10 protein-coding genes are annotated in these 15,481 nt (G+C 61.0%); 5 read left to right on the forward strand and 5 right to left on the reverse strand.

From position 1 onward, the window contains the following. Positions 1 to 135: 135 nt before the first annotated feature. The gene (gene ompA / locus PG887_RS12870; protein ID WP_010673501.1) at positions 136 to 1,155 is read right to left on the reverse strand and encodes a porin OmpA; all 1,020 of its coding nucleotides are present in this window, start codon (positions 1,153 to 1,155) and stop codon (positions 136 to 138) included. 305 nt (positions 1,156 to 1,460) lie between these two features. After that, positions 1,461 to 2,048, reverse strand: a complete 588-nt coding sequence (locus tag PG887_RS12875; protein ID WP_104454547.1) for a hypothetical protein — start codon at positions 2,046 to 2,048, stop codon at positions 1,461 to 1,463. Positions 2,049 to 2,306: 258 nt separating this feature from the next. On the opposite strand from PG887_RS12875, the gene PG887_RS12880 reads away from it, so the two are divergent. After that, on the forward strand, positions 2,307 to 2,573 hold the full coding sequence (locus PG887_RS12880; RefSeq protein WP_010673503.1) for a helix-turn-helix domain-containing protein: 267 nt from the start codon (positions 2,307 to 2,309) through the stop codon (positions 2,571 to 2,573). Positions 2,574 to 2,768: 195 nt separating this feature from the next. Beyond that, on the forward strand, positions 2,769 to 4,130 hold the full coding sequence (locus PG887_RS12885) for a sodium-dependent transporter (RefSeq protein ID WP_270821886.1): 1,362 nt from the start codon (positions 2,769 to 2,771) through the stop codon (positions 4,128 to 4,130). 65 nt (positions 4,131 to 4,195) lie between these two features. On the opposite strand, the gene rssA is transcribed toward PG887_RS12885, so the two are convergent. Both rssA and PG887_RS12895 read right to left on the reverse strand, forming a co-directional pair. Continuing rightward, complete coding sequence (gene rssA / locus PG887_RS12890) at positions 4,196 to 5,065, reverse strand: patatin-like phospholipase RssA (RefSeq protein WP_029313973.1); 870 nt, start codon at positions 5,063 to 5,065, stop codon at positions 4,196 to 4,198. Between the two features lie 34 nt (positions 5,066 to 5,099). Then, positions 5,100 to 6,656, reverse strand: a complete 1,557-nt coding sequence (locus tag PG887_RS12895; protein ID WP_270821887.1) for a sensor domain-containing diguanylate cyclase — start codon at positions 6,654 to 6,656, stop codon at positions 5,100 to 5,102. 210 nt (positions 6,657 to 6,866) lie between these two features. Here PG887_RS12895 and PG887_RS12900 point away from each other — a divergent pair, with 210 nt between their 5' ends. The 3 genes from PG887_RS12900 (at position 6,867) to PG887_RS12910 (ending at position 13,655) form a co-directional block, all read left to right on the forward strand. After that, positions 6,867 to 7,919 (forward strand): efflux RND transporter periplasmic adaptor subunit, encoded by a 1,053-nt coding sequence (locus PG887_RS12900; RefSeq protein ID WP_270821888.1) that lies wholly within the window; start codon positions 6,867 to 6,869, stop codon positions 7,917 to 7,919. Then, the gene (locus tag PG887_RS12905; RefSeq protein ID WP_270821889.1) at positions 7,919 to 11,065 is read left to right on the forward strand and encodes an efflux RND transporter permease subunit; all 3,147 of its coding nucleotides are present in this window, start codon (positions 7,919 to 7,921) and stop codon (positions 11,063 to 11,065) included. Before PG887_RS12900 ends, PG887_RS12905 begins: the two co-directional genes overlap by 1 nt. A gap of 196 nt (positions 11,066 to 11,261) precedes the next feature. Beyond that, on the forward strand, positions 11,262 to 13,655 hold the full coding sequence (locus tag PG887_RS12910; protein ID WP_270821890.1) for a YgiQ family radical SAM protein: 2,394 nt from the start codon (positions 11,262 to 11,264) through the stop codon (positions 13,653 to 13,655). A gap of 213 nt (positions 13,656 to 13,868) precedes the next feature. Here the strand turns inward: PG887_RS12910 and PG887_RS12915 are convergent, their stop codons facing one another. Beyond that, positions 13,869 to 15,074: a hypothetical protein gene (locus tag PG887_RS12915; protein WP_270821891.1), complete on the reverse strand. Its 1,206-nt coding sequence runs from the start codon at positions 15,072 to 15,074 to the stop codon at positions 13,869 to 13,871. Positions 15,075 to 15,481: the final 407 nt, after the last annotated feature.

Genomic DNA, 15,481 nt, shown 5'->3' on the forward strand with positions numbered 1-15,481 from the left:
CGGTGTCGCGGGGCCGCAATACGGGGGGCAAAGGGGAGAAAAGGTGAGACAGAGAGTGTCGCTGGGGGGAGGAGAGAGACAGCAAAAGGGGATGCCGTGGCATCCCCTTTTTTACGTTACCTGAGCGAAGTCAGATTACTTTTGAACTTCTTGTACGCCGGATACGCGAACTTCTACGCGACGGTCCGGAGCCAGGCAGGAGATCAGCTGAGCCTTGGCCTTGACGCCGTCACACTTGGTGCCGGTGACCGGGTTGGCTTCGCCGCGACCTTCGATGGCAACCTTGCTGGCAGCCATACCCTTGCTGACCAAGAAGTTGGCAACGGTGCGGGCACGAGCTTCAGACAGCTTCTGGTTGTAAGCGTCGGAACCGATACGGTCGGTGTAACCAACAACAACGGCGTTGCCGTCTTTCGGCTGGAACTCAACGATTTGCTGGTACAGAGCGTTCAGGGCTTGCACACCTTCGGCCTTCAGGCTGTCTTTGCCAAAGGCGAACAGCACGTCGGAGTTCAGGGCAAAGTTCTTCTCAACGATTTGCGGAGCCGGGGCCGGTGCTTCTTCAACAACCGGGGCCGGAGCAGGCGCTACGTAGGAAGTACGGAACGGGTGGTAAACGGCTTCCAGGGTCGCAACGCTCTGGTTGGACTTGTAGCGTACGTTGTCGGCGTGCAGGTCAGCCACGTCCCACATGTAGCGGTAGCGAGCTTGCAGATCCAGCGCGTCGTTGACCTTGTAGGTCACACCGGCACCGGCCAGCGGGGATACTTTGGTATCGCTGGTACCCAGACCGTCGGTGTGGCCCCAGTAGGCGCCAGCTTCACCGAACAGGGAGAAATCGTTGCCCAGCGGCAGACGAGCGATACCGGACAGGGTGGCACCCTGGCTCTCGTAACGGTTGCCGTCGGTGTTGCCACGGCCGGTGTACTGGTAGCCCAGCTCGGAACCGAAGTATTCGTTGAAGTTGTAACCAACGAAGGCATTGGCAGCAGCCGCATCTTCTTCGCCAACGTTCACGCCTTCGATCTTGTTCAGACCGTTGAAGTGAGTTGCACCAACACCGGCGCCGAAGTAGATGTCGTCAGCGGCGTGAGCTGCAGTTGCACCCATGGTGGCCATAGCGATGGCGATCAGGGAAGGAGCCATTTTCATCATAAAATAATCCTCGTTGAGATGGCACGTTGTTCACGTGCTTCGCACTTTGTAATTTATGTAAGCTGCTGGCTCTGTCGACCAACGACGTTGGTGCGAACAGGGATCCTAGATCCATCCAGGAGGCACGTATCTGGGTGCACAAGTGTGCGGGTTGCACTGTCGACAATGCATACTCCGCCACGAACAGCCGACGTCATTCCGATGACGTGGCGCACTTTATGCCCATTTCAAAACATGATCAAGCTCACAGATAAGGGATGGGGCAAATTGTGTCGTAGGGATAACTGGCTGTTTCTTGGGATTTATTAGTGATCCAAGTAGGCGCGATGCAGTTTCTTCTCAAGCTTCATATAAGCCTCAGCCCAAGCGTGCCGCGGGATGGCGTCACCCGCCCTGACCGAGAGGACCGCAAGATAGTCCGCCTCGGTTGCTTCGCACAGCAAGGGTGTGAAACTGAGCAAGAAGTGACGGGCGAGGTAGGGATCGAGAGGCCAGATGTTGAGGATGGCCCGCGCCACGGGCTGGACGGCAGTGGAGCAGATGAAGTGCCGATGACCCGCTTCCAGCCATTGGGCCATCTCGGCGAGGCTTTCTTCCGGCACGATGCCGCCATCGCCTTTCTCCCTGGCCAGCGTCATCGTGTGACCATTGCCCAGTGCCAGGGTGCCGTTTTCTGCCACGACGCCGTCGTGGCTGCGCAGGGGAAGCGTCGTCTGGCCTTCAAGATAGAGGCTGCAGCTGTCCGGGAGGGCCGCCAGCACGGTGGCAGCGTCCCCCTGCATGGCCATAGGCAGCCAGAACGCTTCGGCCCGGGTCTGCAGACCCTGGGCGAGCTGACGGGGGAGGGAGTCCGGGTCGGAATGAAGACGGGAAATGATGCCGGGAAATGCCATGTTGATGACTCTCTTGGAAATAACCGGCGAATTATACGAGGGATGGCCGGGCAACAAGAAAGGTTTCTTTTCGAGACTGTTTACCTGAGGCGACGCAGCGATTACCATCCCCGAGGTTTGTGAAGGGTTGTCGTCGAAAGACGCTGATTATAGATAGAGGCTCGACCATAACGAGTCCGTTCAAAACTGATACACTTGACTACGAGTCGTCGCGAAAAATAAAGGTGGAGTCAATCCGCCGAACGGAGTATGGAACACATGAATTCAAATATCGTAACTGTTGGCAAGAAGATCCGTCAGATCCGCGAAGCGGTAGGCCTGAGCCGTCCCAAGTTTGCCGATCTGCTGGGCGTCCCCCCAACCACCCTGAAGAACTATGAACTGGGTTACCGTGAAGTTGGAGGCGCCTTCCTGGTTGCCCTGGCCCACCACCCCGATCTGCACAAGTTCACCCTCTGGCTGCTGGCTGACAAGAAAGTCGCCGAAATCGGCCAGATCGGTCCGGACGATATTGCCAAGGCTTGATTCGGTTCAACCTTGATAAAAATGCCGCCCTCGAGGCGGCATTTTTTATTTATCAAAATGGATGATTATTCAATTAAATAATGCGTTGTGTGCGGTCAACGGCGATTTTCACTAAATCATCTTGTCGGGCTGGATTAATCCACGGAACACTCCGACCCTTTTAATTCAGGCGGTGATCCACACAGCGAGACAACGATGAGCCAATCCATTACCAAAGCCAGAGATGGGTTTACCAGCATCTTTGGCGTGCTGGCCGCGACCCTGGGGTCTGCCGTCGGGCTCGGGAATATCTGGAAGTTTCCCTATCTGACCGGTGAGAACGGTGGCGCCGGTTTTCTGCTGGTCTATGTCATCGCCACCCTGCTGGTGGGATTGCCGGTGATGATCTCCGAGATCATGCTGGGGCGCGAGGCCAGGACGGATGCGGTCAGCGGGCTCATCAAGCTGGCTCCGAAGGGGCAACCCTGGTGGCTGATCGCCGCCATGGGGGTGAGCGCGGCCTTCCTCATCATGTCGTTCTACTCCGAGGTGGCGGCCTGGGTGTTTGCCTACATCTTCAAGGCGGCCAGCGGCGAGATCCTCTCCACCGATCCCGCCGTCACGGGGGCTGCCTTCAATTCGCTCATCACGGATCCCTTGCAGAGTCTGCTCTGGCAGTGGCTGGTGCTGGCCCTGATGGGGGGGATCTTGCTAATGGGGGTCTCCAGGGGGATCGAAGCGGTCACCAAGCGGTTGATGCCACTGCTCTTCATCCTGCTGCTGGTGATAGGCGTGCGCAGCCTGACTCTGCCCGGAGCGAGCGAAGGACTGCATTTCCTGTTCTCGCTGGATTTCTCCAAGGTGACCGCAGGCGTCGTGCTGACGGCCATGGGGCTGGCGTTCTTCAAGCTCTCCATCGGGATGGGCTGCATGATGACCTATGGCAGCTACTTTCGGGACGATCAGCACATCCCTCTCACCACGGTACGGGTGATGTGCGCGGATCTCTTCGTCTCCATGCTGGCGGGGATCGCCATCTTCCCGGCGGTGTTTGCCTTTGGCTTCGAGCCGAGCGCAGGCCCCTCCCTGCTGTTCATCACCATACCCGCGGTCTTTGCCAGCATCCCGTTTGGACACCTCTTCATGGTGCTCTTCTTCGTGCTCTCCGCCATCGCAGCCACCGGGGCCATGCTCTCCATCCTGGAGGTGCCGGTCTCGGTGCTCTCCGAGCGCTTTCACATGAGCCGCATAAGGGCAACCTTGATCAACCTGCTGGTACTAGGGGCGGTCGGCTCGACCTGTGCGCTCTCGAGCAGCACGCTGGCGGATGTGCAGGTTGGCGGGAAAACCTTCTTCGATCTGTTCGACTTCGTCTCTTCCAACGTGCTGATGCCCCTTGGCGGCATCTTCCTCTGCCTCTTTGTGGGCTGGGTATGGGGATTCGAGCGGGTGACGACGGCGCTGACCAATGGAGGCAAGCTATCGCTGCCCATCCTCAGGCCCCTGTTTTTCATCATCCGCTATGTGTCGCCGCTGCTGATCCTGGTAGTGATGCTCAAGGGGCTGGGGCTGTTCTGAGCCGCGTCGCCAGAAACAAAAAAGCGCCTATTGGCGCTCTTTTTGTCTTTTACCCCGATATGTCTTCATATCAGGCAGAGTCGTGACAGCTCCTCCTTGAGCTGCTCCAGGTTGCGCTCGACACAGGCTTCCCCCTCGTTGATGGCGTCGCTCGCGCGGTGGAAATCCATGATGGAGAGGTTGCCAAGGCGCGGGCAGAGCTGGATCTCGGGGGGATCCCCGGCCATCCGGGCACGGGTGATGCGCTCCTGCATGATGTTGATGGAGCCCGTCATCACCCCCCACATGCCGGGGGTACTGGGTTCGCGCTCGCCCCGGTTCAACCACTGGCTGAGCAGCCCCCCCTGCACGGGCTCGTCCGGTTCGTCGGTCCAGGGCTGGTGCATGTCGGTGTTGAGGTTGACGGCGATCACCACCTCGGCTCCCATGGCGCGGGCCAGGGAGATGGGGACCGGGTTGACCACGGCCCCGTCCACCAGCCAGCGATCCTCCACCCGGGTCGGGGTGAGCAGGCCGGGCATGCCGCAGGAGGCGCGCACACACTGGCGAAGCGGCCCTTCCTGCAACCAGATCTCGCGACCGGTATCGAGTTCGGTGGCGACGCAGGCAAAGGGCAGCGGCAGGCTTTCGATGGCGGGATCCCCCAGATGGCCGGCGGCGATGCCAAACACCTTGTCACCGCGAAACAGGCCGCCTGAGAGGGCAGGATCGAGCAGCCCCATGACCTGCAGGCGGCTGAAGCCGCGCACCCAGCTCTCCAGCTTGTCCAGTTCACCAGCGGCATAGGCTGCGCCGACAAAGCTGCCGATGGAGCAGCCAGCCACCAGATCCGGCTTGACGCCCAGTCGCTCCAGGGCACGGATGATGCCGATGTGGGCCCATCCTCGGGCCGCACCGCTGCCCAGGGCCAATCCCAGACGGGGTTTTCGTGACACAGTTGCGTCTCCTGACATGAAGTGGGAGTCCAGCTTACTCCGGCTTCTCCTGCCCGTCATCCTGCCACGCTTCGCTGCGATTGCGGCCGTTGGCCTTGGCCTGATAGAGGGCGATATCGGCGCGGCGGATCACCTCCTGCAAGGAGATGGCCGGTGACTGGCGACAGTGGCCCAGGCTGACGGTCACCTTCAGCTCGGCCGCGATGGCGCTCCAGGGATGCTCTGCTATGCACAGACGAAGCCGCTCGGCCAAGGGGGCCAGAGGGATCGCTTCATCGGCGACGAGCAGCAGGAACTCCTCGCCGCCCCAGCGGATCAGGTGGCACTCCCGTGTCAGCAGGGACTGGCAGAGCTGCACCAGACGGATGAGGACCTGATCGCCCACCCCGTGGCCGAAACGGTCGTTGACTTGTTTGAAGTGATCGCAGTCAAACATGATGGCGCCGATGCGTTGGCGGCCTGCCAGGGCCTGGCGGTGTTCGAAGGCATCGAAGTAGTGGCGGTTGAAGGCGCCGGTCAGGGCATCGTGGCGCGACAGATAGTTGAGGCGGCGGTTGAGGCGCTGGGCACGCAGGCTGGAGACGGTCGCCACCACCAGACAGAGAATGGTGATGAGCGCCGTCGCCGATTGCCACAACAGCGTCTGCAGCAGAGGCAGCAGCGGGATGCGATGGATGAGGGAGAGCGGTGTCTCCGGGATGGGGTAGACGAGCTGCAAGGCGCCCTGTTGCCACTCATATTCCGCTGACTGCGCCGTCCTGACCGGGGGCGGTGCGGTACCGGACTGGCTGCTGGCGAGGATCTGCTGATGGGCGTTGAGCAGGAACAGGGTGCCAATCCGGGGGGCGAGGCGGTGCAGGGTCTGCGCCAGCGTGACGGTCTGGATGTCGATGCTGAGCAGGCCAATGATCTGGCCGCCCTGGGTAATGGGCTGGGAGAGGGTGATCATCTGCCCCCGTCCGGCAAAATCCTGGTAGGGGCGCGAGAGCATGGCGTGCTCCAGGTGGGGATGCCTGGCCATCGCCTCCTGCCAGTAGGCCTTGCTGTAAATCACGGGATCGAAGCGAAACTGGCTGGATGGCACCCAGGGATAGAGGTAGATGAAATTGTCCGTACCGGTGAAGTAGATCCAGGCCACGTCCCTGTCCAGCAGCTTGCTGGCCGTGGCGAGCAGGGGGGAGAGGCTGAGGGCGAGATGTATTCTGGCTTGCCGCTCGCTGCCGTCATGGGGCAGCGGGCCCTGCCCGGTCAGGTTGCCGATGAGGGCGGGGGGCAGATCGACGGGGATGCGATCCAGATTGATGCCGTGCTCCCCGTCGGATTGCAGCGCCTGATAGAGCTGGCGAGAGAGCACGGACTGGGGATTGCTGCGCAGGCGCTCCTCCGCCTGGCCGCGCATGGCCTCAAGGAAGGTCTCCATCCGCTGGTGCTGGCTGCTGAGCTGGGTCGCGGCGTTGATGGTGTCACGCTTGTTGATCTCGGTAACCTGGCGAAACGCATGTTGCAGGGCGAGCAACAGCAGCAGCAGGCCGAGGCCCAGCAGCAGCCACTGCAATCGGTATCTGGCAAAGGCGGGGGAGGGAATGGACATGGGCGTACCGGAAGATGGCGAGAGTCGGCATCAGTGTAAGGCAGAACCCTGACGCGCGTGCCGACAAGATGCGTTTTTGATGATCTTCTCACCGGACTGTTACGTTTTGTCACATTTATACATAGTCACGGCATAGTCAGGGGGTAACATGGTGCCATTCTTGATGAAGCTATCTCTTCTTCCTCTCTCTTTGACTGCATGGATCTTGTGATGAAAACGCGCGTGTGGCTGTGGCTTTTCCCTCTTCTTCTATTGCTGGCGGCGGGCGCCTGGCATCTGCGGCAGGCTGAACCCGCCAGCAAGCCAGCACCAAGAGAGATCAACATCAGGGCCGAAACCGTCAGGCAGAGTCTGGCCGAGCCCTCCATCAAGCTGGTGAGCAAGCTTGCGGCCAATCGCTCCGTGGCCATCAGCCCCGAGGTGACCGGCCGAATTGCCACCATCGCGGTGAGTTCCGGCCAGCAGGTCAAACAGGGGCAGACCCTGATCGCCCTGGATGCGGGCAAGCAGCAGGCGGAGCTGGCCGAGCAGAGCGCCAGCGTGCGCGACGAGGCTCGCAAGCTGCGGGACATGCGCAAGCTGGTGGCGCGAGGCGCCGTCACCACCTCGGAGCTGGAGGGGCAAGAGGCGACTGTTGCCCAGGCACAGGCCCGGGTCGATGCGGCCCGTTACGAGCTCTCCCTGCGCACCCTGGCCGCCCCCTTCGACGGCACCGTCAGCCTCATCGATCTCAGCGAAGGAGCCCTGGTCAACAGCGGCGACGTGCTCTTGCATCTGGACGAGCTGGCAAAACTGCGGCTCGATCTGGCGGTGCCCGAGCGCTACCTCTCCCTGCTGCGCCCCGGCATGGCGGTGACGGCAACCAGCTCGGCCTGGCCGGATCAATCCTTTTCCGGCGTGCTGGAGACCCTCGACAGCCGGATCTCCAGCGACACCCAGAACATCAAGGCCCGCGTCATCCTGTCCAACACCGGTGGCCAGCTGCGTCCCGGCATGCTGATGAACGTGGATCTCTCTCTGCCACCCCAGAAGATGACCCTGATCCCCGCCCAGTCGGTGGAGTATGCCGGCGAGCAGCGCTTCGTCTATCGCCTGGAGGCGGACGGACGGGTGAAGCGGGTGCCGGTGGAGCTTGGCGACACCCATGGCGAGGCCGTCTGGGTGCTCAAGGGGTTGAACGTCGGCGATCGCATCGCGGTGGAGGGGCTGGTCAATCTGCGCGACGGCGCCCAGGTACGTGATCTGGGCGAGGTGAAAGGCTGATGTGGCTCTCCGATATCTCAGTACGCCGTCCCCTGGTGGCGGTGGTCATCAGCGCCCTGCTCACCGTGTTCGGCCTGGTGGCCTTCAGCAAACTCACCGTGCGGGAGATGCCGGATGTGCAGACTCCGTCCGTCTCCATCACCACCACCTATGAGGGGGCGGCCCCCGAGGTGATGGAGAGCCAGGTCACCAAGCCCATCGAGGATCAGCTCTCCGGCATCAGCGGCATCAAGAACATCAACTCGGTGACCCGCAAGGGGCGCTCCTCCATCACGGTGGAGTTCAAGCTCGGCTGGAACATGCTGGAGGGCACCTCCGACGTGCGTGACGCCATCTCCCGGGCCAGACCCAAGCTGCCAGACGGGGCGGACGAGCCCATGGTGACCAAGGACAACGGCAACGGGGATGTGGCCATCTGGCTCAACTTCAGCAGCACCCAGATGGATCGTACCGCCATGACGGATTACGCCAATCGCATGCTGGTGGACCCCTTGAGCCTGGTGGACGGGGTAAGCGAGGTCTCCCTCTCCGGGGACCTGACCCAGGTGATGTACGTGCGGCTGCGCCCCGCCGACATGGCGGCCCGCGGCATCACGGTGGCCGACGTGCAGGATGCCCTCAAGCGGGAGAACATCGAGCTGCCGGGCGGCGAGATCCGCAACAACACCATGACCATGGCGGTGCAGATCGCACGGCTCTATCACAGTGCGGAAGATTTTCGCACCCTGCCGGTGAAAACCGCCACCAATGGTCAGAGCATCTATCTGGCGGACATTGCGGATGTGGAGGTGGGGGCCAAGAACGAAGACAGCGCCTATCAGCGCAACGGCCGCGAGAGCCTGGGGATTGGCATCGTCGCTCAGTCCACCGCCAACCCCCTGGCGGTGGCCCAGGGCATCGAGAAGAAGCTCGTGGAGATGCAGCGCTTCCTGCCGGAGGGGGCCACCCTTGAGGTCGACTACGACTCCACCATTTTCATCAAGCAGGCCATCGATGAGGTATACGAGACACTCGCCATCTGCGCCCTGCTGGTGGTGGCCGTGCTCTATCTCTTCCTCGGGCAGGGGCGCACCACGCTCATCCCCGCCATCACGGTGCCCGTCTCCCTGATTTCGGCCTTCATCGGTGCCTGGTATCTGGGCTTTTCCATCAACCTCATTACCTTGCTGGCCCTCATCCTCGCCATCGGCCTGGTGGTGGATGACGCCATCGTGGTGGTAGAGAACATCCACCACCACCTGCAACGGGGCGAGTCCCCCTTGATGGCGGCCTGGCACGGCACCCGGGAGGTGGGCTTTGCCGTCATCGCCACCACCGCCGTGCTGGTGATGGTGTTCGTGCCCATCGCCTTCATGGATGGCATGGTGGGGCGCCTCTTCACCGAGTTCGCCATCCTGCTCTCCCTGGCCGTGCTCTTCTCCTCCCTGGTGGCGCTCACCCTGACCCCGGCCATGGGCTCCTGGCTGATGCGTGCCGTGGACAAGCCCAACGCCCTGACCGCCACCCTGGACAAGGGACTTGGCTGGGTGGAGGAGCGTTATCGCCGCGTGCTGGGGGCCGTGCTGCGCCGCGCCGTCTGGATGCCCCTGGTGTTGCTGCTCTGCCTCGGCGGCATTGGTGCCCTCTTTGGCAAGCTGCCCGCGAGCCTCACTCCGACCGAGGACAGGGGCGTGCTCTATGTGTTCGTGAAAGGGGCGGAGGGCACCAGCATCGAGCGGATGAAGCGCAACATGCAGCAGGTGGAGGCCGCCATCCTGCCGCTGCTCGGCAAGGGGGTGGTGCAGGCCATGAGCTTCAGCACCCCGGCCTTCGGGCGCGGCGGCGATCAGACCGGCATGGCCATCATCCAGCTCAGTGACTGGGCGGTGCGAGACGAAACGGCCACCGAGTTTGGCCGCTCCCTGAGCGGTCGCCTCGCCGGCATCCCCGACGTGATGATCCGCACCTTCCAGCCGGGGTTCAGAGGCGGCTCCACCGCGGCGGTACAGTTCGTGCTGCAAGGCTCCGATTACGGCGAGCTCAATCAGCAGGGGCTGGCACTCAAGGAGGCGGCGGCCCGGAGCGGGCTGATGCAGAGCCCGGATCTCGACTATGCCGAGAAGACCCCGGAGCTGCAGGTGACCATAGAGCGGGAGCGAGCCACCCAGCTCGGCATTCCGGTCTCCACCATCGCAAGCTCCCTGCAGGCCCTGCTCGGCGGCGTCAGCCAGACCACCTATGTGGACAGGGGCGAAGAGTATGACGTTTACCTGCGCGCCAACCAGACCCAGTTCAACGGCATCTCCGACATCAGCCGCATCTATTTGAAAGCCGCGAGCGGCGAGATGGTGAGCCTCTCCACCCTGGCGACCGTCACCCAGGTGGCGAGTCCCCAGCGCCTCAACCACTACCAGCGCCAGAAGGCGGTCACCCTCACCGCGGACGTGGCCCCCGGCCACACCCTGGGGGAGGCGCTTGACTTCCTGGATGGCTGGGCCGCAGATCACCTGCCCACCGGCATGTCGGTGGATTATGCCGGCGAGTCCAAGGACTATCGCGACAACCAGGGGGAGATGGTACTGGTGTTCGGCCTGGCCCTGCTGGTGGTCTATCTGGTGCTGGTGGCCCAGTTCGAGAGCCTGCTGACCCCGGCGGTGGTGATGATGACGGTGCCGCTCGGCATCTTCGGCGGCCTGCTCGGCCTCTGGCTCACGGGGCAGGAGCTCAGCATTTACAGCCAGATAGGCATGATCATGCTCATCGGCATGGTGACCAAGAACGGCATCCTCATCGTCGAGTTCATCAACCAGCTGCGCCAGCGGGGTGAAGGGTTCGAGGAGGCGATCATCAAGGGGTCGGTGCGCCGCCTGCGCCCCATCTTGATGACCTCGCTCACCGCCATCATCGGCGCCGTGCCCCTGATGCTCTCCATGGGGGCGGGGTACGAGAGCCGGATGGCCGTGGGGACCGTGGTCTTCTTCGGCTTGTCCTTGGCGACCCTGGTGACCTTGCTGGTGGTGCCCGCCATCTATCACCTGATCGCCAGACGCGCGGGGATGACGGGGGCGCGGGATCGACTGGTGGACGAGGTACTGGTCACGGCAACCCCGGCCAGTCCCTCCCCGGTGCCGGGGGCCTCCGAGGGGCGTGACAAACCGGCGGCCTAGCGTGCCGACTCGGATGACAGCAAGCAGGGCGCCAATGGGCGCCCTGCTTGTTGATGAGATCCGAGTCTGACACGCCAACCTGTCGCGCCCGCTCGAAGGCGCCCCTTCCCCTCGCGTTCTGTAGGGGCAAAAAGCCGTCGCCCCCGCCTTGCTCTGCCGGTATAATGCGCGACCCGAATTGTTCCAGGTGGTCAAAATGCAGCCGGTTACCAACCTCTTCTCCTATCCCCGTTACTGGGCCGAGTGCTATGGCACGGCGCCCTTCCTGCCCATGTCCCGCGCGGAGATGGACAAGCTCGGCTGGGACAGCTGCGACATCGTGCTGGTGACAGGCGATGCCTACGTGGATCACCCGAGCTTCGGCATGGCGGTCATTGGCCGCATGCTCGAATCCCAGGGTTTTCGGGTCGGCATCATCGCCCAGCCCGACTGGTCATCGAAAGATGACTTCATGCGCCTGGGCAAGCCCAACCTCTTCTACGGGGTGACGGCAGGCAACATGGACTCCATGATCAACCGCTACACCGCCGACAAGAAGCTGCGCCACGACGACGCCTACACCCCGGGGGATGTGGGCGGCAAGCGGCCGGATCGCGCGACCCTGGTCTATACCCAGCGCTGCAAGGAGGCCTATAAAGAGGTGCCGGTGGTCATCGGCGGCATCGAGGCGTCCCTGCGCCGTATCGCCCACTACGACTACTGGTCCGAGACCATCCGCCGCTCCATCCTGATCGACGCCAAGGCCGACATCCTCATCTACGGCAACGCCGAGCGCCCCCTGGTGGAAGTGGCTCACCGCATCGCAGGCGGCGAGACCATCGACACCATGCAGGACATTCGCGGCACCGCCGTCATCCGCAAGGAGCCGCTGCCGGGCTGGCGCGGGGTGGATTCGAGCAAGCTCGACCAGATTGGCCGCATCGATCCCATCCCCAACCCCTATATGGAAGGGGCCCCCTGCTCTGATGACGAGGGCACTGCGCCGGTGGAGCAGGAGGCCAAGCCCATCCTGGTGCAGCCGCCCAAGCAAAAGCCGTGGGAGAAGACCTACGTCAAGCTGCCGGCGTTCGAGCGGGTGAAGGAGGACAAGGTGCTCTACGCCCATGCGTCCCGCATCCTGCACCACGAGACCAACCCGGGCTGCGCCCGCGCCCTCTCCCAGGCCCACGGCGATCGCATCATCTGGGTCAACCCGCCTGCCTTCCCCCTCGAAACCGACGAGATGGACGGGGTGTTCGGCCTGCCTTACCAGCGGGTGCCGCACCCGGCCTATGGCAACGAGAAGATCCCGGCCTACGACATGATCAAGACCTCGGTCAACATCATGCGCGGCTGCTTTGGCGGCTGCTCCTTCTGCTCCATCACCGAGCATGAGGGGCGCATCATCCAAAGCCGCTCGGAAGAGTCGATCTTGAAAGAAATCGAAGAGATCCGCGACAAGGTGCCGGGCTTTACCGGCGTCATCTCGGATCTGGGCGGCCCTACCGCCAACATGTACCGCTTACGCTGCAAGAGCCCCAAGGCCGAGCAGACCTGTCGGCGCGCCTCCTGCGTCTGGCCGACCATCTGCCCGCACATGGATACCGACCACAGCCCGACCATCAACCTCTATCGCAAGGCGCGCGACCTCAAGGGCATCAAGAAGATCCTGATCGCCTCCGGCGTGCGTTACGACATCGCGGTGGAAGATCCGCGCTACATCAAGGAGCTGGCCAAGTACCACGTCGGCGGCTACCTCAAGATCGCGCCGGAACACACCGAGGAGGGCCCGCTCTCCAAGATGATGAAGCCGGGCATGGGCAGCTACTACAGCTTCAAGGAGCTGTTCGACAAGTACTCCAAAGAGGCGGGCAAGCAGCAGTACCTGATCCCCTACTTCATCTCCGCCCACCCGGGCACGACCGATGAAGACATGGTGAACATGGCGCTCTGGATCAAATCCAACCGCTTCAAGCTCGATCAGGTGCAGAACTTCTACCCGTCGCCGCTCGCCAACGCCACCACCATGTATTACACGGAGAAAAACCCGCTCAACAAGGTGAGCCGCCAGGGCGGGGACGTGTTCGTGGTGAAAGGGGAGCGTCGTCGTCGCCTGCACAAGGCGCTACTGCGCTATCACGATCCGGCCGGCTGGCCCATGATCCGCGAAGCCCTGCTGGAGATGGGCAAGGGCCACCTCATCGGCAACGGCCCCGACTGCCTGGTGCCGCCGGAAGGCCGTGGCGAAGCCAAGGCCGAGCGCAGTCGCAACAAGGGCCTCAAGCCTGCCCTGACTCGCCATAGCGCTATCACACATCAGCGTGGCAATGGGGCTGGCAACAAGGCTGCGGGCCAGAGCAACGGCCAGCACGCCAACAGCAGCGCCAACAAGAGCGGCAAGGGCAATGGCAAGCCGCTGGGCTCTCAGCTCCAGAAAGGTTCGGGCAACGGCAAGTCCGCCGCTCAAGGCAAACCGGCAGGGCAGGGGAAACCCGCTCACAAAGGCAAGGCGCCCACTCGCGCCGGCTCTGCCAAGCCAGGTGCCAAACCCGCTGCTCAGGGCGGCAAGCCTGCGGCTAAAGGGAATGGTGCCAAGCGACCTGCGCGGTAATATTTCCTGATTGGAAAGCGATAGAAATAAAAAAGGCGACCGGCTGGTCGCCTTTGTTTTATTGGTTTGCTGGTTGATCTTGATATGTTGTGTCTACCCACAGAAAGTGGGGTCCCCCCATTTTCTGCCCTGAAAGTACATAACAATTAAGCTCGCTAGAAGGTGAAGATCATCAAGCGAGGAAAATGGTGAGTGGGCATCAACTCAATGAATTCATTTTTTTAATGCTTTCGCCAATTCGATAGCAAGGTCTTTAACCGCAGCAGCATCCAAAGGATTATCCGCAGTATGTGCCTCCACGGCTTTTCCGAAGTATGAGGGGGTAAGTTGCTCGCGAATTTTTACCTTTTTATCTTCTGGCATGAGTTCAATGAAAGGCCCAATTGATGCAAGTTCGAGTTCAGTTTGTCTCGCTCGGTCGGAGTTAGTCCGATGGCGGGCTGATTCACGAGCCGTATACCAGGCTGGAGCTGTGATCGCGATAGCGTATAGAAGGCGAATTGCAACAGACCACGCGTTTTCGGACGAGAAAGGTTGTCCCCAAAATTTAATGAATGTTGCGCCAGCGACAAGAACACCGGCACCAAATATTGCGACAGTAACCCAGCGCCAGAAATTGGCTTGCGTTGCTTCGGTATTTGCAATTTGCTGATAGTTTCCGGTGACGCCAATATTACCGACGACTTGAACAAGGCGAGCAGCTTGATTGCGCTGATTCTCTAGGTAGTCAATTAGTGCATCGCTCTCAATTTTGGCGTTAGCCTCGAAAGATTTGAACTCCTTTTTCAGTTCAGTAAGGGCTGTTTCAAAGATGGTTGCTCGATCCGTTTCCTTCTGAGCAAAAAGCTGCTCAAGCTTCGCAACAGTGGCGGCGGCTTCAGCTCGTTCCTTGGCAGCCCCTTCAGTAAGCGCACCAAGCTGAACCACTTGTTCTTCGGTTTTGGTAGTAAGTTCTTGAAGCTTGCTGGCTAGATGATCTCGCTGTGCTGCGAGCTGCCTAACGGATTCGCGTGATACAGTAGCTTGAGCTTCGAGCAAACTAGAGAGCGAGTCCAGAGACAGGCTCTGAAGCTGCGGTACAAAACCCCAAAGATAGGGAAGTATATTCTGTTCGAACTGTGTGGCTGCATTAATCAAGTGACCTGCATTCTTATTCGAAAGAAATGCAGTCAGCTCACTCAGAGGGGCTTGGATATTGCTGTTAAGTTGACTAAGTGCTTGTACGCTGGTGAGCTCCGCTGGGGTGTGATGGAGTAAAGCATCAATTGCGTGGCTCATTGCAAAAACCTTGTCTCGCGCAAACGCGAACTGATCGTTTTCTGCTATGTTCGGCTCTGCGAATTCAGGCTCGCTTTGCATTTGAAGAATGCGAGATAACGATGCTCTTATCGGGTGGTCTTTGTAGGCGGATATTGACACTTAGCGTCTTCTCTATAGGCACTGGATACGTAGCGTAAGACAAATGAAACCACTTATGCTAGCAGTCAATCTGATACGACTATCAGAAAATCTTCGTTATTTGAGCCATGTCATCAAAGCGCTTGCATGCGGACGATAAAGCGGCTTGGTGGGGGCGGCTCTGTTAGAGATCTGGGACACCGAGATCTGGGACACCCACCTTTTTGTATGAGGCGTAATAAAAATCTGGGACCCCCACCTTTTTGACAGCGGCGTAGCCCTGTACTTGGCTTGAGGTGTCACTGCCCAGGGGGTGAGCCATGACCATTGCCCGTTCACGTCAAATCAGTTCCTGATTACCCATGACCCTCAGCCAGCTTCAAGAGCCGATATGGCATCGGAGGGCTTGCCACGACTGCATGCCCCAA

This window comes from Aeromonas sp. QDB14 (genome assembly GCF_027707845.1).
GTDB classification, from domain to species: domain Bacteria; phylum Pseudomonadota; class Gammaproteobacteria; order Enterobacterales; family Aeromonadaceae; genus Aeromonas; species Aeromonas caviae.

Coding starts and splice junctions, on each gene's coding strand:
- PG887_RS12900 (WP_270821888.1), top strand. CDS start 6,867: ATGAAAACGCGCGTGTGGCTGTGGCTTTTCCCTCTTCTTCTATTGCTG.
- PG887_RS12880 (WP_010673503.1), top strand. CDS start 2,307: ATGAATTCAAATATCGTAACTGTTGGCAAGAAGATCCGTCAGATCCGC.
- PG887_RS12910 (WP_270821890.1), top strand. CDS start 11,262: ATGCAGCCGGTTACCAACCTCTTCTCCTATCCCCGTTACTGGGCCGAG.
- PG887_RS12885 (WP_270821886.1), top strand. CDS start 2,769: ATGAGCCAATCCATTACCAAAGCCAGAGATGGGTTTACCAGCATCTTT.
- ompA (WP_010673501.1), bottom strand. CDS start 1,155: ATGATGAAAATGGCTCCTTCCCTGATCGCCATCGCTATGGCCACCATG.
- PG887_RS12895 (WP_270821887.1), bottom strand. CDS start 6,656: ATGTCCATTCCCTCCCCCGCCTTTGCCAGATACCGATTGCAGTGGCTG.
- PG887_RS12875 (WP_104454547.1), bottom strand. CDS start 2,048: ATGGCATTTCCCGGCATCATTTCCCGTCTTCATTCCGACCCGGACTCC.
- PG887_RS12905 (WP_270821889.1), top strand. CDS start 7,919: ATGTGGCTCTCCGATATCTCAGTACGCCGTCCCCTGGTGGCGGTGGTC.